Origin of the sequence: Marinomonas sp. 5E14-1, from assembly GCF_039939215.1 — a bacterium.
In the GTDB taxonomy this organism is placed as follows: Bacteria; Pseudomonadota; Gammaproteobacteria; order Pseudomonadales; family Marinomonadaceae; genus Marinomonas.
The window spans coordinates 238,277-258,381 of the sequence record NZ_JBDXMW010000002.1; the positions used below are offsets into that span (position 1 = coordinate 238,277).

Here is a 20,105-nt window from a genome sequence, read left to right on the forward strand (position 1 = left end):
CGACAGAAAAAGTACTCAGCCATAAAAAAAGGGATACGAAATCGCATCCCTTTTTGAGTACAAGACAGCCTATTTTTAATTAGACGAATCTTTATACGTTGCGCTCTTTACTGCTCGTCGGCTCCAATAACTTGCCAACAATGATCCAGAAATGTTGTGCCATACACTGAAAAGTGTGCCAGGCAAAGCAGACAAAGGCGTAAAGAATTTCACAGCTAGCGCCGCTGCCAAGCCAGAGTTTTGCAAGCCAACTTCAAATGCGATAGTTCGGCAAACTCGAGAATCAAATCCGAGTAAATATGTCACCCAATAACCAAGGATCAAACCAATCGTATTGTGAATAATAACGGCAGCAGCAACCACAAGTCCCACTTCCACTAACTTGGAGGAGCTCAATGCCACCACAATCGCAATGATCAACACAATGGCGAACATGGAAATATAAGGAAAAACCACTTCTGCTTTGCGGATAACTTTCGAGAAAAGTGTGTTAATCACCACACCAGCAGCCACTGGCAACAAGACAATTTTAAAGAGGCTGATCAACATAGAAGAAACCGGCACATCAACACTGGTCCCAATCATTAAAGAAACAAGGAAAGGCGTTAGTACTACACCCAATAGAGTGGAAATGGCTGTCATAGAAATAGATAGCGCGGTGTCACCTTTCGCTAAGTAACACATGACATTCGACGAGGTTCCGCCGGCCACACTACCAACCAACAACATACCGACAGTTAATTCGGTATCAAATCCAAACGCCATAGCCACAGCGAACGCCGCAATTGGCATCACCAAGAACTGCAATAAAACGCCGACAGCAACGGCTTTTCTGCTTTTCAATACTTGTTTAAAGTCTTTTGGACTTAATGTTAACCCCATCGCTAGCATAATAATCATAAGCAGAGGGACAATTTGAGTCTTCAGCCCAACGAATAAATCAGGCTGAAAAAAAGCAAGGGCAGAAAGCAGTATCGCCCAAAGAGGAAAAAGCTGGATAACCATAAGATGAAACTCCATTTATGCAAACTGATTCACACCTAATAAGGCACTTAAGTAAGCATTTCATTATTATTCGAAGAAACCAGAAAACCCATTCAACGACTTTTGCTCACAGCTTTTCTCACAACTCATATTGAAGAAAAACAAAGCTGTCATGTCGATTTAAAAAACGGGCGAAGAATTGTAACGAAATGAAACTATTTGAAACAGTTTTTATTCATCCTTTAAGTAATGTTAAAACTCAAAAAGCACCTCTAATGCAAAATACAACATATCAAAAATCAAAGCTCTCACAATAAAAGCAACTAAGAAGACACAGCGCTCGCGAGCGTTTTCTCCATTTTTCGATAACTCAAAGACTCCATAAGGTGTGCTCTTGTTACTGGAGAATCGTTTAAATCCGCCAAGGTTAAGGCCACTTTTAACACCCGATGATAAGCTCTTGCTGAAAGTTTCAGGGTTTCTAAGGCTTGTTGCATAAAATGCTTATCTTCTTCACTCAATGCACAGATCTGTTCCAATTGACGACCACTTAGCAAAGCGTTCTGAACTCCTTGCCGTACTCTTTGCCTGGTAACAGCTTTCTCAACACGTTCACGGACACTGGCGCTACACTCACCTTCTTCTTGAGCATTCACCAAAACATTCGAGGGTAAAGGCGGAACTTCTACATGTAAATCAATACGATCCAAAAAGGGTGCGGACAACTTCTTAAGATATTTTTGGCTCGCATTCGACTGATAATAGTCTTGGCCGCCCGTATAAGCTTCATTGCTCGCATTCATTGCGGCGACTAATTGGAACCGAGCTGGAAAAGTGACCTGACCACGGGCTCGCGAAATATGCACTTCACCATTCTCAAGAGGTTCTCTTAAAACTTCTAATACCTTACGATCAAATTCTGGTAATTCGTCTAGAAATAAAACGCCATTGTGGGACAAAGACGCTTCTCCCGGTTTAGGTATCGAACCGCCACCGACCAAAGCCGCAGCCGAACAAGAATGGTGCGGTGATCGAAATGGACGCTCAGACCAATACCAATCCAGCCCCATCTTTCGCCCTGCAACCGACTGAACCGATGCAACAGATAGCGCTTCTTGCTCTGTCATTGCAGGCATAATGCTCGGTAAGCGCGACGCCAGCATGGTTTTACCTGTGCCAGCAGGACCAATAAACAGTAGATTATGACCACCTGCCGCTGCGACTTCTAAAGCCCGTCGCGCTTGGTATTGTCCTTTTACGTCGCGCATATCTTTATGGTTTAGAGGCAAAGGCGCCACAGGTTTGGATTCACAATGGGGCAACGGATTCATTTTTAATAAATGTGCGGTCACTTGTGTGAGGTGTTTTGCATAAACCGCATTCCCCTCTACCAAAGCTGCTTCGTCTTGATTGTCTTCTGGCAGAATCAATTGACGGTTGGCCTCCTGACACGCAATCGCTGAAGGCAGCAAGCCCGGAACACCTCGGATATCACCAGACAAAGCTAATTCACCAATAAACTCGGTATCACCTAAACTCACTTCCCCTAATTGGCCTGAGGCCGCTAACACACTAATTGCAATGGCCAAATCATAACGCCCACCTTCTTTGGGCAAATCAGCAGGCGCGAGATTAATAGTGACTCTTCGGGTAGGAAATTCGAAATGACTGTTGATGATGGCGCTGCGAACACGATCTTTTGCTTCTCGAACTGCCGCTTCAGGCAATCCCACAATATTGAGGGAAGGCAAACCATTTGAAATATGCGTTTCAACCGTTACCAAAGGGGAAGCCACACCAACTCGTGCACGGCTGTAAATCGTCGCTAAACTCATGATCACTCCTTGATCTTAGTCAGTTTTAAATAGCACAAGCAATCCGGCTTGTCTTTTTTAACGTATTTATAGAAGTGAGAACGTAACTCTCTCTTCTATATTAATGTAATGAGATCACTTTATGCCAAAAACTCAGATTAATCCTAATAAACTATTACTCTCAAAATGGACTTCTATCTCGCCTATCCATAAAGAGAAGCACTTTATTGTGACCGAGTTGATACGAGATGAAGAAGGTATCGTTATCGAATGTACTCTTGAAGCTGTCATCAACAGAAACTCATATACACTATCTTGGCAATCACTGACTTCTGCTACAGATTGGAAGCAAGGTTGGAAATAAACAATGGTACTACCATTGTTTATTTTCTGTTTTTAATTTTTTGTTCCAGCTTCCAGTTCAGTCAAGCGCGTTTCTAAAGCTGCAAGCTTTGTTCGATATTTCGCTAACATAGCTTCTTGCACCTCGAATTCTTCGCGCGTCACTAGATCCATTTTAGTCAGTGTATTGCGAGCAACTTCATGCAACTGTGACTGAATTTCTTCTTTCGGCAATTTTCCTAACGTCTCTGCTGCTTGCTCTAAGCCTGTACCAAGTTGCTTAATAAATTGATCTATCATGTCATATTACTCATTGTATTTTTGAACACCTCATAAAGGTATCGAGTCAGTGCTTTAAAACATAGTATAGAGGTCGTTAAAAGGTACAAACAAGCACTCTATGTTTCCTAAGCTACTTTTTCACGCTCTAGGTTAAACGCTCATCAATCTAGCATAAGAATGAATCGCCTCTTTTTTGTGCGATTTTCAACCAACCGTCGACCTTTTACTATCAACCTAATACAGGCATTCCTTATCTTCTCGTATCTAAAGGATTTTTCTCAATCAGAACAAAGGAGATAAAACCAAGAAAGTTTATTTGACACAAACACTTCCGCACCAAGTTAACGCACCAAAAAATAAAAACTTGAAAATGAATGCACCATTTGTAAACACAATCTCGTCTTTTTAATTTCCAAAAGCAGACAAAATCCTTACAAACCCTTTAGCACTAAGGTACTTCAGTATATGGCACGCATATTGAATAAAAACCTTACCTGCGTTACGACAATAATACTGACTTAATTAAAGGAGACAGTGGGTATGAAGCTTATAACAGCCATCATCAAGCCATTTAAACTGGATGATGTTCGAGAAGCTCTTTCTGAAATTGGTGTTCAAGGTATCACGGTTACAGAAGTAAAAGGTTTCGGACGTCAAAAGGGCCACACAGAACTATACCGTGGCGCTGAATACGTAGTTGATTTTCTACCTAAAGTAAAAATCGAACTTGCTATTGCTGACGACATGACAGACCAAGTTGTAGAAGCAATTAGTGGCGCTGCAAATACAGGTAAAATTGGCGACGGTAAAATCTTTATCGTTAACCTTGAGCAAGCGGTTCGTATTCGTACCGGTGAGACTGGTGTAGAAGCAGTTTAATTATCGCTTCAATCTTACAAGCCTTTAGGGGGGCGAAACATGCAAGATCAAATTTTTCATTTACAATATGCCATGGACACTTTTTACTTTTTGGTGTGTGGCGCACTAGTTATGTGGATGGCAGCCGGATTTGCCATGTTAGAAGCGGGTTTAGTACGCGCTAAAAACACCACTGAAATCTTAACCAAGAACGTGGCCTTGTTTGCCATTTCTTGCATCATGTACCTAGTTTGCGGTTACTCGATCATGTACGGTGGCGAGTGGTTCCTAACTGGTATTCAAGACGTTGATGTAGACTCAACTCTAGCTGACTTCGCTGCTCGTGATGGCGGTTTTGAAGGCGGTTCTATCTACTCCGGCGCTTCTGACTTCTTCTTCCAAGTAGTATTCGTTGCGACAGCAATGTCTATCGTATCTGGTGCAGTTGCTGAACGTATGAAACTATGGGCTTTCCTAGCATTCGCTGTTGTTATGACTGGTTTCATCTACCCAATGGAAGGTAACTGGACTTGGGGCGGCGGTTCTGTATTCGGTATGTTTAGCCTTGGTGACATTGGTTTCTCTGACTTTGCCGGTTCTGGTATCGTTCACATGGCAGGTGCTGCTGCAGCATTGGCTGGCGTGATCATCCTAGGCGCTCGTAAAGGTAAATACGGCCCTAACGGTGAAGTACGTGCTATCCCTGGCGCCAACCTACCTCTTGCAACTTTAGGTACTCTTATCCTTTGGTTGGGTTGGTTCGGTTTCAACGGCGGTTCTGTATTGAAACTTGGTGATATCGCAAGTGCTAACTCTGTTGCTATGGTGTTCCTGAACACTAACGCTGCAGCAGCTGGTGGTGCAATTGGCGCACTAATTCTTGCTCGCATCACATTCGGTAAGGCAGATTTGACTATGCTTCTAAACGGCGCACTAGCTGGTTTGGTTGCTATCACTGCAGAACCTTCAACACCTTCTGCTCTAGGCGCAACTTTGATTGGTCTAGTTGGTGGTGTGATTGTTGTAGTTTCTATTATTACTCTAGACAAGCTGAAGCTTGACGATCCAGTGGGCGCGATCTCTGTTCACGGTGTTGTTGGTCTTTGGGGTCTATTAGCTGTTCCTCTAACAAACGACGGAGCTACTTTTGGCGGTCAAATCGCTGGTGCAGTAACTATCTTCGTTTGGGTATTCGGAGCGAGCCTAGTAACTTGGTTGATCATCAAAGCAATCATGGGTGTTCGTGTTAGCGAAGAAGAAGAATACGAAGGCGTTGACTTTTCTGAATGTGGTATGGAAGCATACCCAGAATTCAAAAAGTAATTCTTCCAGATAGCATTTAGTTCTTTCTTAATAAAACCCTCGCCTCGGCGGGGGTTTTCTTTTTCTAACGACAATTTTTTTGGTGCTTTAAAACAAATATAACGCCCTCATGACATGAAGAAGCGTTATTATCTTGTTATACAAATACAGCCTGATGCATCTACAAAAACACGCATCAGCCAATACAAGCGAGGCCATCATGCTAGAAGACTTACATTTAAAAATTCGTAATCTAACCAACAACGATTATGAGCAAGTAAAAATACTCATGGATAAGGTTTACCATGATATTGGTGGGTCTTGGCCGAAGCACACAATCCACCAATTAATAAAAGACTTTCCTGAGGGACAAATTTGTCTAGAAGATCACGGCAAAATTGTCGGTATCGCATTATCTGTACAAGCCAATTATCAACGCTTTAGCAACCCTCATACTTATGATGATTTAGTCGATCAAAAAGAAAACATTTTAAACGACCCTCAAGGCGATGCCATGTATGGCTTAGACGCTCTTATTGCACCGGAATATCGAGGCTATCGTTTAGGCAGACGTTTATACGAAGCCCGCAAGGAGCTTTGTCGTCAGCATAACTTCCGAGCCATTTTGGCAGGCGGTCGAATTCCAAGCTATCACCAACACGCACACGATCACACGCCAGCGGAATATTTAGAATCTGTTCGCGAGAAGAAAATCTACGACCCTATTTTGTCTTTCCAATTATCGAATGATTTTCAGGTCACGCGGTTACTCAAACGCTATTTACCAGAAGACGAAAAGTCTCAAGGTTATGCGACTCTTCTGGAATGGAAAAACATCTTTTACGAACCAGAAACAAGCGTCATTCAATCTCGTAAGACTCAAGTTCGAGTCGGTGCCGTTCAATGGCAAATGCGCGAAGTCGAAAGCGCCGATGAACTCTTGAAGCAGGTGGAATACTTCATCGATGCGGTGTCAAATTACAAAAGCGATTTCGCCGTTTTCCCTGAATTTTTCAATGCACCTTTGATTGGTTTAAGTCCAGACCAAAGTAACCAAACCGAAGCCATTCGTTTCTTAGCCAGCTTCACTGAGCGCTTTAAAAATGAAATTTCTCAGTTGGCCGTAAGCTATAACATCAACGTCATCACAGGCTCTATGCCAATCATCGAAGACGAAGTGGTTTATAATATCAGTTATTTATGTCGTCGTGACGGCACAGTAGAAGAACAGAAAAAAGTTCATATCACACCACATGAGCGCCGTGACTGGGTGATTCAAGGTGGTAATGACTTAAAAGTTTTTGACACTGACGCGGGTCGTGTCGGCATTCTGATTTGCTACGATGTGGAATTCCCAGAACTTGGTCGACTGCTTGCAGAGCAAGATATGGACATTCTTTTCGTACCTTTTTGGACCGACACAAAAAATGGCTATCTACGAGTGCGAAACTGCGCCCAAGCACGCGCCATTGAAAACGAATGTTATGTGGTTATTTGTGGTAGTTGTGGCAACTTGCCTCAGGTCGAGAACTTGGACATTCAGTACTCTCAAAGCTCTGTATTCTCACCTTCTGATTTCTCGTATCCACACGATGCAGTCATGGCAGAAACTACGCCTAATACTGAGATGATCATGTTCTCTGACTTAGACTTGGATAAGCTGAAATTCACTCGCAGTGAAGGCTCAGTCAACAACCTGAAAGATCGACGTCTTGACTTGTATTCGGTTAACTGGAAAAAATAATCAATAACACAAACCGATAAGAAGAAGCACCCCGCCTCTTCTTTATTGAATGAAGAGTATTTTCATGGCTAAAGCAAAAACAGCCTTTGTATGTAATGAATGTGGTGCTGACTACGCAAAATGGCAAGGTCAGTGCCAAGCCTGCAAAGCCTGGAATTCCCTATCTGAAATTCGCCTAACGTCGACTAAAACCTCAGCGCGCGTGTCGGCGGCACAAGACCCTCGCTATCAAGGTTATGCTGGCGCAACCACAGGCATTCAAAGTCTATCGGATGTGGACTTATCCGATGTGCCACGTTTTAGTTCAGGTGCCAGTGAATTTGATCGGGTGCTCGGTGGCGGTCTCGTTCCTGGTGGTGTTGTTTTGATTGGCGGCAGTCCCGGAGCAGGCAAAAGTACGTTATTACTGCAAACCATGTGTTGGTTAGCTCAACAACAAAGCGCCTTATACGTCACTGGAGAGGAATCTCTACAACAGGTTGCTATGCGTGCCCACCGCCTTGGTTTGCCGACACAAAATTTGAAAATGCTTTCCGAAACCAATGTAGAAAGCATTTTAAACACAGCCCAACAGTTGAAACCAAAAGTCATGGTAATCGACTCCATTCAGGTTATGCATTTAGATGGCATTGAATCAGCGCCTGGTAGCGTTTCACAAGTTAGAGAAAGTGCCGCTGTGTTAACTCGCTTCGCCAAGCAAACTCAAACAGCTGTCTTGCTTGTTGGCCATGTAACCAAAGATGGGACACTGGCTGGGCCAAAAGTACTTGAGCACATGGTGGACTGCTCTGTTCTCTTGGAAGGCTCTGAAGACTCTCGTTTCCGAACACTTCGTGGTATGAAAAACCGTTTTGGCGCAATCAATGAGCTGGGTGTTTTTGCCATGCTGGAAAGCGGACTAAAAGAAGTCAAAAACCCAAGCTCTATTTTCTTAAATCGAAGCAATAAACCTGCTGCTGGCAGCTTAGTCATGGTGGTTTGGGAAGGAACTCGCCCTCTACTCGTAGAGTTACAAGCCTTGGTGGATGACTCTGCATTTGGTAATCCTCGACGAGTAACCGTAGGTTTTGACCACAACAGACTTGCAATGTTGCTCGCTGTACTTCACAAGCATGGCGGCCTGCACACAGCAGACCAAGATGTGTATTTGAACGTGGTTGGTGGTGTAAAAGTGCTGGAAACCAGTGCGGACCTCGCCGCTATTTCAGCGGTAGTTTCCAGCTTCAGGGATAGAGTTTTACCACACGATTTAGTAGTACTTGGGGAGGTTGGTTTGTCCGGGGAAATTCGCCCCGTACCATCAGGACAAGAACGTATCAGCGAAGCCGCTAAACATGGCTTTACACGAGCGGTCGTACCTAAAAGTAACTGTCCGAAGAAACCAATCGAAGGAATGAAAGTCATTGGTGTCGACCGTTTGTCAGAAGCGTTAGACGCTATTTTTGAGAATTAACTAGAAAAGGAAAAAGTGGGCTAACGCTCTCTTCTTCCATACCGTAAGGCAGCGCCTTATCAAAATTCGCTGCTAAGCGTTCTTGGCGCGCCTTCAATAAACGAGCACGGCGCTGTTTGCATAAGCCTAAGATATGGTGTCGATCTTCATTCGATAAGGAAAACCAATGAAACCGCTCGTCTCGACTACGCAAGCACCCTTTGCAAAAGCCTTTGACACTGTTCTCGCAAACGCCTTTGCAGGGGCTTTCTATCACAAACATTTCGATTTGTTCCATCTGCCCCTCCATTTATTTCTACTGCGTCACTAATTGATAATCGTACATTTCTTCAGGTGACAAAAAGTACACTCTGTCTTCGGGCGCGGCCTCAAGCGAGAACCAATAAAAGCGCTCCGGCACACCCATTTCTAGGTAAAAATTCACATAAGTCGCATGCACTGGATCCATTGGATCTAAATTAGCGGCTTTAACTTTTGTCCCATCAGACCAAGCGTGAACACCAACACCCGCGCCTGCACCGATCAGCCTTTCTACGCCTCCTAAGAATAGATCAACACCACCAGAAAGCACAAAACCCGTTGGCGCAATCTGTGTATTCAAATCTAAACGTCGAATCAAGCGCGCACCTTCCATAGTCGCTTGCTGGTCAAAAGAACCACGAATATCCACTAAGACCAAATCCGTCACGTTAGGATTTTCTTTGATAAGATCGCTTAATCGATTAACAAGGTCGCTGCCTAAAACACCCGATAGATAAGCAACATCGTCCATCACTTCAACACTTAATTCCCCACTCGGTTCAATACTTTCTCGATGAGAAGGTGCAGCACAACCAACCAATGATACTGTGAGTAACATGATGAACAACTTAGCTACAAACAAACAGTGATTCATGACTTAGACGTTGCTCCAAAAAGTTAAAAAATATAACAACATTGCGTCAGATTAGATCAAAACACGTACAAATAAAACCTATTCCCCACCTATTAAAAACGCACAAATAAAAACAGTTAGTTATAAAAGTACCAATCAACACATAAAAAAAGGCTGCTTATCAAAAGATAAACAGCCTGAAAGACACTTCTAATATGGTTGCCTTAATTAAGGCATAGAAATGCACGGGATCTATGATGGAAAAGAGAAGCTCTTACCTTCTCGTACTCCAGCCGAAGGCCAGCGCTGAGTAATAGTTTTGCGTTTAGTGTAGAAACGTACCGCATCTGGACCATAAGCATGCAGATCACCAAACAGTGAACGCTTCCAGCCACCAAAACTGTGGTACGCAACAGGAACAGGCAGTGGAACATTAATACCAACCATGCCAACTTCAATGTGATCTGAAAAATAGCGTGCTGCTTCGCCATCTCGCGTAAAGATACAAGTACCATTGCCGTATTCGTGATCATTAATCAGCGCCATGGCTTCTTCCATAGTATCAACACGAACTACTTGCAAAACAGGGCCAAAAATTTCCTGCTGATAACTGTCCATTTCCCTGGTTACGCCGTCAATTAATGTCGCGCCAACAAAAAAGCCATTTTCATAACCAGCAACATTTGGGTTGCGACCATCCACAATAACAGTCGCACCTTGAGCTTCTGCGCTATCAATGAAACCAACAACCTTGTCTTTATGTTCTTTCGTAATAACAGGACCAAAATCGTTAGTTTTATCTGAACATTCACCAACTTTAAGAGGCTTCATAGCTTCAGACATTTTATTAATCAAAATATCACCTGCTTCTTTGCCAACCGCCACCGCGACAGAAAGCGCCATGCAACGCTCTCCAGAAGAGCCAAATGCTGCGCCTAGCAACTGGCTTACAACGTTATCCATATCTGCATCAGGCATAACAATCGCGTGGTTTTTCGCACCGCCTAGTGCCTGACAACGTTTACCGTTCGCACTTGCTTTGCTGTAAATGTATTCTGCGATAGGCGTGGAGCCAACAAAACTGACCGCTTTCACGCGAGTGTCTTCTAATAAAGTATCAACCGCTTCTTTATCGCCATTTACTACATTGAAAACACCCGGTGGCAATCCAGCTTCATGTAAAAGCTCAGCAATAAACAACGCGGTACTTGGATCGCGTTCAGATGGCTTAAGAACAAAAGTATTGCCGCAAACAATCGCCATTGGGAACATCCACAAAGGCACCATGGCAGGGAAGTTAAATGGCGTAATACCCGCCACCACACCTAGCGGTTGAAACTCACTCCAAGAATCTATGTTTGGGCCAACATTTTTACTGTATTCACCTTTTAACAATTCTGGTGCGCCGCAAGCATATTCAACGTTTTCAATACCACGCTGCAATTCGCCTGCTGCGTCATGGCAAATTTTCCCATGTTCAGCGCCAATTAACTCGCAAATTTTATCTGCGTGCTTTTCTAATAACGCTTTGTAGTTAAACATCACGCGAGCGCGTTTCAATGGCGGAGTATTTCGCCATTCAGGATAAGCCGCCTGAGCAACTGCAATGGCTTCCTCTACTGTTTCTTTCGAGGCAATAGCGACTTTTTTAGAAACCAGACCTGTAGCTGGATTAAATACATCTTGAGTGCGTGCTGCCTCTTGTGACAACTTACCGCCAACCAAATGTCCGATAATTTCCATGAAAAACTCCAAAGTTTTTAAACTAAAACATTTCTATTAACGCTTTTCTTCAAAGAGAGAAGCTGTCTATATTGACTCCACTATGCCAGAGTAATAGATTATAAAAAGTCTATTTCATTAACTCTTACTTAATCTTTTAGTTAACTAAACATCATCCAAATGATGTAATTCAAACAGCAAAAGGCAACGCCATGAAAAAGTTTAATAGCCAAGTCAGTGACGCCGACCTCAGAATTTTAAGAATCTTTAAAATTGTCGTTGAATCTGGCGGCTTCTCTGCCGCCGAAGTAGAACTCAACATTAGCCGAGCTGCCATTAGCATTGCCATTTCTGATTTGGAAACACGATTAGGATTCCGTCTTTGCCAGAGAGGGAGATCTGGATTTTCTCTCACGAATGAAGGTAGCCAAGTTTATGAACATACTCTGCAGCTATTATCATCCATTGAAGATTTTCGCACTCACATCAATGCATTACATCAGCATTTGAAAGGCGAATTAAACATAGGTATCACAGATAATTTAGTGACTTTGCCTCACACACGAATTACCAAAGCCTTGGCTGGACTTAAAGACAAAGGCCCTCAGGTCACAGTGAATATTAGGATGATTCCACCAAACGACGTGGAAAGAGGTGTTTTGGATGGCACACTGCATATCGGCATAGTGCCTGATTTGAAAATCCTCAGTGGACTAGACTACAGCCACCTTTATCAAGAAGAATCCAAGCTCTATTGCAGTGACACTCACCCACTTTTCACCGTGGACGACAAACAACTGTCCAAAGCAAAACTCAAAGGCTTTGATGCAGTGTTGCCTGCTTATGCACAAACGCCAGAAATCAAAACACAGCACCAACCGCTCACCGCCAGCGCAACAGCAACAGCAACAGACCGAGAAGGCATCGCCTTTCTCATTCTAACGGGGCGTTACATTGGCTTTTTGCCAGACCACGTTGCAGAGCGCTGGATTCGTGATGGCCGCATGCGCGCCATTTTGCCAACACAATGCCATTATGTAACACAATTTTCTTCAATCACTCGAAAAGGCGCACGCTCGAATTTGGTTTTAGAAACCTTCCTAGAAGAACTTGCAAAGACTCAATAGTATTCCTGATTGTTTGTTATTATAAACTCACTATATAATTCTTTCTTCAATTCATGAACATATGGAATCCCTAGTGTCTGACATAGCAGCTCCTAATTTATCTAACTTGTTCGATGATTTACCTAACGTACCACAACCTATTTACGCCAAACTAAAGCAAGCTATTTCGTTAAAAATTTCATCTGGTGAATGGCAAACAAATCAGCGAGTTCCTTCAGAAGCAGATGTGGTTAAAGCATTAGGTGTAAGTCGTATGACTGTAAATCGTGCATTACGTGAGTTAACCGCTGAGGGCTTATTAGTCAGACATCAAGGTTTAGGTACATTTGTAGCAGAAAAAAAAGCACATTCTGCACTTTTTGAGGTTCATAACATAGCAGAAGAAGTCGCAGCACGAGGCCATGTACATCGCTCAGAATTATTAATACTAGAATCTACTAAAGCCTCAATGGAAGAAGCTATGACACTTGGTATTCGCACTAATCATGGTATTTTTCGTTCTATTGTTTTGCACTTTGAAAATGATTTACCGATTCAAATAGAAGAAAGAATTGTCAATGCAACATTAGTCCCCGAATACGATAAACAAAATTTTGTTAAGCACACACCTTATGAGTACCTCACAAGTATTGCACCAATGACAGAAGGGGAGCATTTAGTGGAAGCTATCTTGCCTAATGCTATTGAATGCGAACGTTTACAAGTCAAGGCTTCCGAACCTTGTTTGCAAATAAAACGACGTACTTGGTCGGGTGATGAGATTGTCACCGCCGCTCGCTTATTACATCCCGGTTCACGCTTCCAACTATTTGGACATTTTGGTCGTTAATTCGATTATTCAAGCGCATGTTTTAGACACACCACTTTAATGTTTAATTTTGGTGCAAAGAGCTCTTTTAAGTGCATTAAAAGGGCTTTTTTTATCTCTTCTTTTAGCTTCCCCTTCCTTTTTTCCATTTAATCCACGGCTCAAAACTAAGAAAGGTATTGGCATATGATTTGCTTGTATATACATGTTACTACAAATTGTCATATAAAATATTTTATTGATGCATTTAATGGTATTGGGTGTGAAGTAGCTGAAATACCGAGAACTTATAATTAACCAAAAACGCAATCATGAGGAACGATCAAATGAAAATAGTGAGCAAAATAAAATATGCTGCGATAGGGCTGGCTCTAACAACAGGAGCAAATGCCAGTTTTGCTAATGATTGGTGTGATTCAGGTAAAGCAGTAAAGTTTGCTGGGTTGAATTGGGAAAGCGGTATGCTACTCACTGAGCTAATGCAAACCGTTTTAAAAGAAGGTTATGGATGTGAAGTAGAAAGCTTACCAGGCAATTCTATCTCTATGGAAAACGCTCTTAGCAGTAATGATATTCAAGTTTTTGCTGAAGAGTGGGTCGGCAGAAGTGAAGTATGGAATAAAGCTGAAGCAGCAGGAAAAGTAGTGGGTGTTGGCGCTCCAGTAATTGGTGCAATAGAAGGCTGGTATGTACCACGTTTTGTTGTTGAAGGAGACGCCGCTAGGGGCATTAAAGCGGTCGCACCAGGTCTGAAAAATATTTCAGACCTTCCGCAATACTCTGCTATTTTCCGCGATCAAGAAGAACCATCTAAAGGACGTTTTTATAACTGTCCAGCGGGTTGGACATGTGAAACTGAAAATACAAAAATGTTAAAAGATTACGGTTTAGAAAGCAGCTATACAAACTTCCGTACCGGCACAGGTCCAGCGTTGGATGCGGCGGTGTTATCTAGCTACAAACGTAAAGAACCTATTTTATTCTATTACTGGTCACCTACAGCCCTTTTAGGGCGTGTTGATGTTATCAAATTAGAGGAAAAACCGGGCGTAGATAAAAGCGTTTCCATTCAAGTTGGACTGTCTAAAACTTTCCACGATGAAGCCCCTGAGCTTGTAAGTGTGTTGTCTAAAGTAAATATCCCTATTGATTTATTAAATACTTACTTAGCACGCATGAGTACAGAGAATATTAATGCTCCTGACTTGGCTAAAACTTTCCTAAAAGAAAAACCTGAAATTTGGAAATCATGGGTAAGTACTAGCGCTGCACAAAATATCCAAAGCAGCCTTTAATCATGACGCCTTCTCTTTAGCGTAAGAAAGAGAAGGCGCATTTTTTAAATAAAAATTAGGTACTGATATGTTTCCACAAAACTTTACTTTTACGACAGCCAATTGGGTTAACTCTTGGGTTGATAGTCTTGTCACCAATTATGGTGATGTCTTTCGATATATTTCTGATTTCCTTTTAATTTTTATTGTCAATCTTGAGAAATTTCTCCGTTTTGTCCCATGGTGGCTAATGCTTTTGTTTGTGGCATTAATTGCTTTTCATGCGACTAGAAAAGTTATCCCTACGCTAGTAATCACAGGATTACTTTTTTTGGTTGGCGCGGTAGGTTTGTGGGACAAACTTATGCAGACGCTGGCGCTGATGCTAATTGCGACTTTCATATCAGTGTTAGTCGGCATTCCAATGGGAATATTATCTGCTCGCAGTGATAGGCTGCGAAAAGTACTGATGCCGATGCTCGACATCATGCAAACCATGCCAAGTTTTGTCTATTTGATTCCCGTACTTATGCTATTTGGTTTAGGGAAAGTTCCAGCCATTTTTGCAACCGTTATTTATGCCGCTCCTCCTTTGATACGACTAACAGACCTTGGGATTCGCCAAGTCGATAAAGAGGTCATAGAAGCCGTACATTCTTTTGGTGTGACACGTTCTCAATTACTTTTTGGAGTGCAGTTGCCTTTATCTTTGCCGAGTATCATGGCGGGGATCAACCAAACGACGATGATGGCGCTATCTATGGTGGTTATTGCTTCTATGATTGGGGCTCGAGGGTTAGGTGAAGACGTACTTATTGGTATTCAAACATTGAATGTAGGGCGCGGCCTCGAAGCTGGGTTAGCCATTGTTATTTTAGCAGTAGTATTTGACCGAATTACTCAAGCCTACGGCAAAACAAAATACGGAGAATAAGCATGGCCTCTTCAAAAGAAAAAATTGTAATAGAAAATGTCTTCAAAGTATTTGGAGACAACCTTCCTGCGGCTATCAAACTCATTGAAAATTCTGAATCAAAAAATGATATTTTAGCTAAAACAGGCTGTGTTGTAGGTGTAAATGACATTTCACTTAGCATTAAGTCTGGAGAGATCTTTGTCATTATGGGCTTGTCTGGCTCTGGCAAATCCACATTAGTACGTCACTTTAATCGCTTAATAGATCCTACCAGCGGCCAAATCTACGTAGATGGCGAGGACATACTTCAATATGATTCAAACCAGCTACGTCAATTCCGCCGTAAGAAAATAAGTATGGTGTTCCAAAGCTTTGGGTTATTACCTCATAAAACCGTACTGGAGAATGTGGCTTATACCCTCAAAGTTCGTGGCGAAAGTAAAGCCTTTCAAGAAGAGAAAGCCAATTATTGGATAGAGACAGTGGGATTAAAAGGCTATGAATCTCGTTATCCGTCTCAACTATCTGGTGGTATGCGCCAGCGTGTCGGCTTAGCCCGCGCCCTAGCAGCAGATACCGATATTATTTTGATGGATGAAGCTTTTAGCGCCTTAGACCCACTGATTCGCACCGAAATGCAAGATCAGCTTCTAACATTGCAAAGCACACTTAATAAAACAATAGTCTTTATTACTCATGATTTAGACGAAGCGCTTCGTATCGGAAATCGTATTGCTATCATGAAAGATGGGCAGCTTATACAAGTAGGTACGCCTCATGATATTTTGAACAATCCAGCAGATGAGTACGTTGATCGCTTTGTTCAACGCCGTGCGGCCATCGTATAGAACATGAGTAAAATACATAATGCGTAGTTATGAAAAAGTAATCATTGATGAACAAGAAGTTTGCTGGCAAGACGTTGTGCAAGTTGCCCGCTATGGTGCGTTGCTAGAGCTATCAGACTCTGTCTGGGAGAAAATCGATAATGCGCAAAAAATTGTTCAAGGCATTGTCGAAAGTGGCGAAAATGCGTATGGCATTAACACCGGTTTAGGCTCACTTTGTGATGTCAGTTTGACGGCTGAACAGCTTAGCAAATTGTCACGCAACACCGTGCTTAGTCACGCATGTGGCGTTGGCCCAATACTGCCTGATGAGCAATGCCGAGCCATTATGTGTGCGGCTGTTGTCAACTACAGTAAAGGAAAATCAGGCATTCATCGGAATGTAGTTAAAGGGTTATTGGATTGTCTGAATCGCGGCATAACGCCTCAAGTTCCGAGTCAAGGTTCCGTAGGCTACTTAACTCATATGGCGCATATTGGTGTTTGCTTGCTAGGCATTGGAAACGTTTCTTACCAAGGCAAAGTAATATCAACATCCGACGCTTTTTTGGCTGAAAAATTAGAGCCAATAACCTTAGGAGCGAAAGACGGCTTAAGTTTGGTAAACGGTACGCCATGCATGACGGGGTTGTCCTGTCTTGCACTAGACGATACATGGCGTTTAAGCAAATGGGCGGATGTTATCAGCGCTTTAAGCTTTGAAGCTTTAAAAGGCCAACAAGATGCATTAGATCCAGAGGTTTTATTATTAAAGCCTTATGAAGGTGTACAAATAGTTGGTCACAATTTACGCAGTCTGCTCAATGGCAGTAAAAACTTAATAGAACATCAAGGCATTCACACCCAAGATGCATTAAGTATTCGTGCGATCCCTCAAGTTCATGGTGCCGTCAGAGATCAGCTTAAACACGCGGCAATGCAAGTCAATACAGAACTGAATTCAGCAACTGATAATCCTTTAATTCTTGGTACACCCGATAACTATCGTGTGGTTTCTCAAGCAAACCCCCATGGTGAAAGTGTCGCAATGGCGGCAGATTTGATGTCCATCAGTATTGCAGAACTCGGAGGTATTTCTGAGCGCCGTTTGGATCGCCTGATAAATCCATTAGTCAGTGGTTTACCTGCTTATTTGGTTTCTGAACCGGGTGCAAACTCCGGAATGATGATTGTCCAATATGTGGTCGCCTCTTTATGCTCGGAGAACAAACGTTTCTCTATACCGGCCGTAACAGATAACTATGTGACCTCGGCATTGCAGGAGGACCATTTAAGTATGGGAACGACAGCCGCACTTAAGTTATTAAATATACTAGAAAATACCAACAAAATTTTGGCAGTCGAATACCTTTGTGCCGCTCAAGCTTGTGAGTTCATTGATCCTAGCAGTATGGGGAAAGGGTCTTTAAAAGCGTGGCAGCTGATCCGTCAAAGCATTTCGTCTTACAATGAGGACCGTTGGCTAGCACCGGAAATTGAGAAAAGCAGTGCGTTAATCCGCGACAATGCCTTACTAACAACGCATTTCTCAGACATTCAGTAAAACCTCAAAATAGCGCATCTAAAAAGAACCCCTTTAGTTAAAAATAACTAAAGGGGTTAATGGGAGTGCTAGGTAGCAGCGTGGCTTAATCGTTATGCTATTTTTATGAGTACTCTACTGTTATGAGTGCGCCACTTCCTTGAACCAAACAAAACCTTGCTGTCTGCTTGATAACTAAAGTACTGTTGGCTGGCAAGGTTATAATCTGGCTCTCATCCAGTTTGGCCTCGCAGGCTTGATTTGCATAAAAGCTGCTAAACGCATTTTCTTCGCTTATTGCTATTTCGCAAATTGAGTGGCTTGAAGAAGAATCCAAAGAATCGTTAATACAGGCAATCACATTCGCCTTTGTATCCGTTTCTCGAACCATGATATTTAAATCTTCAATCGCACTGTTGTGCAGGGTTGCATGGGTTTCATCGCCACCAAAGAAGCTTGCCATGTCTAATCTTGCACCCAATACAGAGTCCGGTTGAGACTGGTGAGCTAATGTCATGCCATCACCTGATAGCAATACCAAGGTGCGATGCAAACCACTGAAATCTGAAAATATACCATCTTCGACAACCGATGCTTGACTGATACGAAAACGCAGACCGTCAGCGTCTTCCGCACGATAAATTTCTAAGGTTTCTCCAAGGCCATTTTTCCAAGGCATGCGCTTGTATTCATCTTGCAATATCACCTGATAGCACGATTGAGAATTAAGCGTCATACATCACCTTTTTGATCACTCGAATAAACGCCTGACGACTGTTTTCTTCTTCTATATGGTGGAAGTTATTAATGACGTGTTTACCTGCAACAAAAACATCTCTAACAAGGTTTTCGTTGCAAGCGAATAGCCAGCGATTGAGAACATCTTGTGTCTGGCTAGCGCCGATCAATGGATGGCTATCATCTAACACCATAAAGTCAGCACGATTACCAACGGCCAAGCCGAATGACACACCACAAGCTTGATTACCACCCAATAACGCTTGCTGATAAAGATTATCACCAACACTGGTTTGCTCAGGGCGATATAAACGATTACGTTGTTGATCTCTAAGGCGTTGGCCGTATTCCAATGTGCGCAGTTCTTCAACGATCGACAAGCTAACATGGCTGTCTGAACCAACCCCCCAGCGACCGTTGGCTTTTTCAAACTCGACTGCAGGAAAAATACCATCACCTAAGTTCGCTTCTGTCGTCGGACATAGTCCAGCAACCGCTTGGCTCGACGCAATAGCATTCAACTCATTCTTATCGAGATGAGTCGCGTGCACCAAGCACCATCTATCGGTTAAGCCAATTTCATTGTGCAACCACTCAATTGGGCGCTGACCACTCCAAGCAAGGCAGTCTTGTACTTCTTTTTGTTGTTCAGCGATATGAATATGAATGGGCATAGACGTACTTAAATTAGCCAATACAGTGTCTATTTGTGGCTTAGTAACTGCTCGCAGAGAATGGAAGCAAATACCCAGTTTGTGCAGTGAATGGTCTTGTAAGGCTTCTGCACACTCTTGATGAAGCGATAGATAAGAATCAGTAGAGTTAATAAAACGTGCTTGGCCTGCATTAGGTGCTTGCCCACCAAAGCCAGAATGAGAATACAAAACAGGCAATAATGTTAAACCGATACCAGATGCGTTGGCTGCCGCGATTAGCTGGTTTGACATCTCACTCAACTGATCATACTGCTGACCACCAATATTGTGATGCAAATAATGAAATTCGCCCACTTGTGTATAACCTGCTTTAAGCATGTCGATATAAAGCTGCTTAGCAATTATTTGCGCATCGTCTGGTGTGAGCTTCTGTACTATTTTATACATCAAATCACGCCAACTCCAAAAGCTGTCGTTCGGATTCAAACTGACTTCTGCCGCGCCCGCCATGACTCGTTGAAAGGCATGGGAGTGAAGATTGGCTAAACTCGGTAATGTCGGACCAGACAGAATAATACTGTCTTGAAGAGGCAATTGATCCGTTTGAACATCCGTAAATAAGCCATTGCGAACGGTAATTAATACATTGCTCGCCCAGCCAGAAGGCAAAAGTGCGGCAGGAGAAAAATAGGTTTGCTGTGTTTGAAAGTCTGCTAGTTGAGTCATTAAAGGAGGCGCCCTAAGAATACATAGATGGAAACAGTGTAATGCAATTTTGAATGTATATACAAATTTTATTTTTCTAGTCAGAAAAAACTTGAAATAAGAGGTTTTTGATTTT

Annotated in this window: 19 protein-coding genes; 11 read left to right on the forward strand and 8 right to left on the reverse strand. The window is 42.7% G+C overall.

Annotation, left to right across the window (positions count from 1 at the left end; all coding sequences use genetic code 11):
* Positions 1-75: 75 nt before the first annotated feature.
* Positions 76-1,005 (reverse strand): bile acid:sodium symporter family protein, encoded by a 930-nt coding sequence (locus tag ABFY09_RS02720; protein WP_347982753.1) that lies wholly within the window; start codon positions 1,003-1,005, stop codon positions 76-78.
* A gap of 302 nt (positions 1,006-1,307) precedes the next feature.
* Positions 1,308-2,819, reverse strand: coding sequence for a YifB family Mg chelatase-like AAA ATPase (locus ABFY09_RS02725; RefSeq protein ID WP_347982754.1), 1,512 nt, complete (start codon positions 2,817-2,819; stop codon positions 1,308-1,310).
* Between the two features lie 121 nt (positions 2,820-2,940).
* Between ABFY09_RS02725 and ABFY09_RS02730 the strand changes: the two genes are divergently transcribed.
* Positions 2,941-3,162, forward strand: a complete 222-nt coding sequence (locus ABFY09_RS02730; RefSeq protein WP_347982755.1) for a TIGR02450 family Trp-rich protein — start codon at positions 2,941-2,943, stop codon at positions 3,160-3,162.
* A gap of 32 nt (positions 3,163-3,194) precedes the next feature.
* On the opposite strand, the gene ABFY09_RS02735 is transcribed toward ABFY09_RS02730, so the two are convergent.
* Positions 3,195-3,440, reverse strand: coding sequence for an accessory factor UbiK family protein (locus tag ABFY09_RS02735; protein WP_347982756.1), 246 nt, complete (start codon positions 3,438-3,440; stop codon positions 3,195-3,197).
* A gap of 522 nt (positions 3,441-3,962) precedes the next feature.
* Between ABFY09_RS02735 and glnK the strand changes: the two genes are divergently transcribed.
* From glnK to radA, 4 genes are all read left to right on the forward strand, one after another.
* Positions 3,963-4,301: a P-II family nitrogen regulator gene (gene glnK, locus ABFY09_RS02740; protein WP_013795072.1), complete on the forward strand. Its 339-nt coding sequence runs from the start codon at positions 3,963-3,965 to the stop codon at positions 4,299-4,301.
* Between the two features lie 39 nt (positions 4,302-4,340).
* Complete coding sequence (locus ABFY09_RS02745; RefSeq protein ID WP_347982757.1) at positions 4,341-5,603, forward strand: ammonium transporter; 1,263 nt, start codon at positions 4,341-4,343, stop codon at positions 5,601-5,603.
* Between the two features lie 196 nt (positions 5,604-5,799).
* A complete protein-coding gene (locus ABFY09_RS02750; RefSeq protein ID WP_347982801.1) occupies positions 5,800-7,326 on the forward strand; it encodes a GNAT family N-acetyltransferase in 1,527 nt (508 codons plus the stop codon).
* Between the two features lie 64 nt (positions 7,327-7,390).
* Complete coding sequence (gene radA, locus ABFY09_RS02755) at positions 7,391-8,779, forward strand: DNA repair protein RadA (RefSeq protein ID WP_347982758.1); 1,389 nt, start codon at positions 7,391-7,393, stop codon at positions 8,777-8,779.
* Here radA and ABFY09_RS02760 read toward each other — a convergent pair.
* The 3 genes from ABFY09_RS02760 to ABFY09_RS02770 all read right to left on the reverse strand — a co-directional run bounded on the left by ABFY09_RS02760 (position 8,763) and on the right by ABFY09_RS02770 (position 11,396).
* The gene (locus ABFY09_RS02760; protein WP_347982759.1) at positions 8,763-9,056 is read right to left on the reverse strand and encodes a DUF1289 domain-containing protein; all 294 of its coding nucleotides are present in this window, start codon (positions 9,054-9,056) and stop codon (positions 8,763-8,765) included. The genes radA and ABFY09_RS02760 overlap by 17 nt on opposite strands.
* Before the next feature lie 18 nt (positions 9,057-9,074).
* Positions 9,075-9,638, reverse strand: coding sequence for an alpha/beta hydrolase (locus ABFY09_RS02765; protein ID WP_347982760.1), 564 nt, complete (start codon positions 9,636-9,638; stop codon positions 9,075-9,077).
* 267 nt (positions 9,639-9,905) lie between these two features.
* On the reverse strand, positions 9,906-11,396 hold the full coding sequence (locus ABFY09_RS02770) for a CoA-acylating methylmalonate-semialdehyde dehydrogenase (protein WP_347982761.1): 1,491 nt from the start codon (positions 11,394-11,396) through the stop codon (positions 9,906-9,908).
* A gap of 191 nt (positions 11,397-11,587) precedes the next feature.
* Between ABFY09_RS02770 and ABFY09_RS02775 the strand changes: the two genes are divergently transcribed.
* The 6 genes from ABFY09_RS02775 (at position 11,588) to hutH (ending at position 17,891) form a co-directional block, all read left to right on the forward strand.
* Positions 11,588-12,502 (forward strand): LysR family transcriptional regulator, encoded by a 915-nt coding sequence (locus ABFY09_RS02775; protein WP_347982762.1) that lies wholly within the window; start codon positions 11,588-11,590, stop codon positions 12,500-12,502.
* A 73-nt stretch (positions 12,503-12,575) separates the two neighbouring features.
* On the forward strand, positions 12,576-13,331 hold the full coding sequence (gene hutC, locus ABFY09_RS02780) for a histidine utilization repressor (RefSeq protein WP_347982763.1): 756 nt from the start codon (positions 12,576-12,578) through the stop codon (positions 13,329-13,331).
* Positions 13,332-13,636: 305 nt separating this feature from the next.
* Positions 13,637-14,605: an ABC transporter substrate-binding protein gene (locus ABFY09_RS02785; RefSeq protein WP_347982764.1), complete on the forward strand. Its 969-nt coding sequence runs from the start codon at positions 13,637-13,639 to the stop codon at positions 14,603-14,605.
* Positions 14,606-14,672: 67 nt separating this feature from the next.
* The gene (locus tag ABFY09_RS02790; protein WP_347982765.1) at positions 14,673-15,518 is read left to right on the forward strand and encodes a proline/glycine betaine ABC transporter permease; all 846 of its coding nucleotides are present in this window, start codon (positions 14,673-14,675) and stop codon (positions 15,516-15,518) included.
* Between the two features lie 2 nt (positions 15,519-15,520).
* Positions 15,521-16,348, forward strand: coding sequence for a glycine betaine/L-proline ABC transporter ATP-binding protein (locus ABFY09_RS02795; RefSeq protein ID WP_347982766.1), 828 nt, complete (start codon positions 15,521-15,523; stop codon positions 16,346-16,348).
* 19 nt (positions 16,349-16,367) lie between these two features.
* A complete protein-coding gene (gene hutH, locus ABFY09_RS02800) occupies positions 16,368-17,891 on the forward strand; it encodes a histidine ammonia-lyase (protein WP_347982767.1) in 1,524 nt (507 codons plus the stop codon).
* 103 nt (positions 17,892-17,994) lie between these two features.
* On the opposite strand, the gene ABFY09_RS02805 is transcribed toward hutH, so the two are convergent.
* A complete protein-coding gene (locus tag ABFY09_RS02805) occupies positions 17,995-18,606 on the reverse strand; it encodes a HutD family protein (protein ID WP_347982768.1) in 612 nt (203 codons plus the stop codon).
* Entirely contained in the window at positions 18,596-19,990 is a 1,395-nt protein-coding gene (locus ABFY09_RS02810; protein ID WP_347982769.1) for a formimidoylglutamate deiminase, read from the reverse strand. The genes ABFY09_RS02805 and ABFY09_RS02810 overlap by 11 nt, the downstream gene beginning before the upstream one ends.
* Positions 19,991-20,105 lie beyond the last annotated feature (115 nt).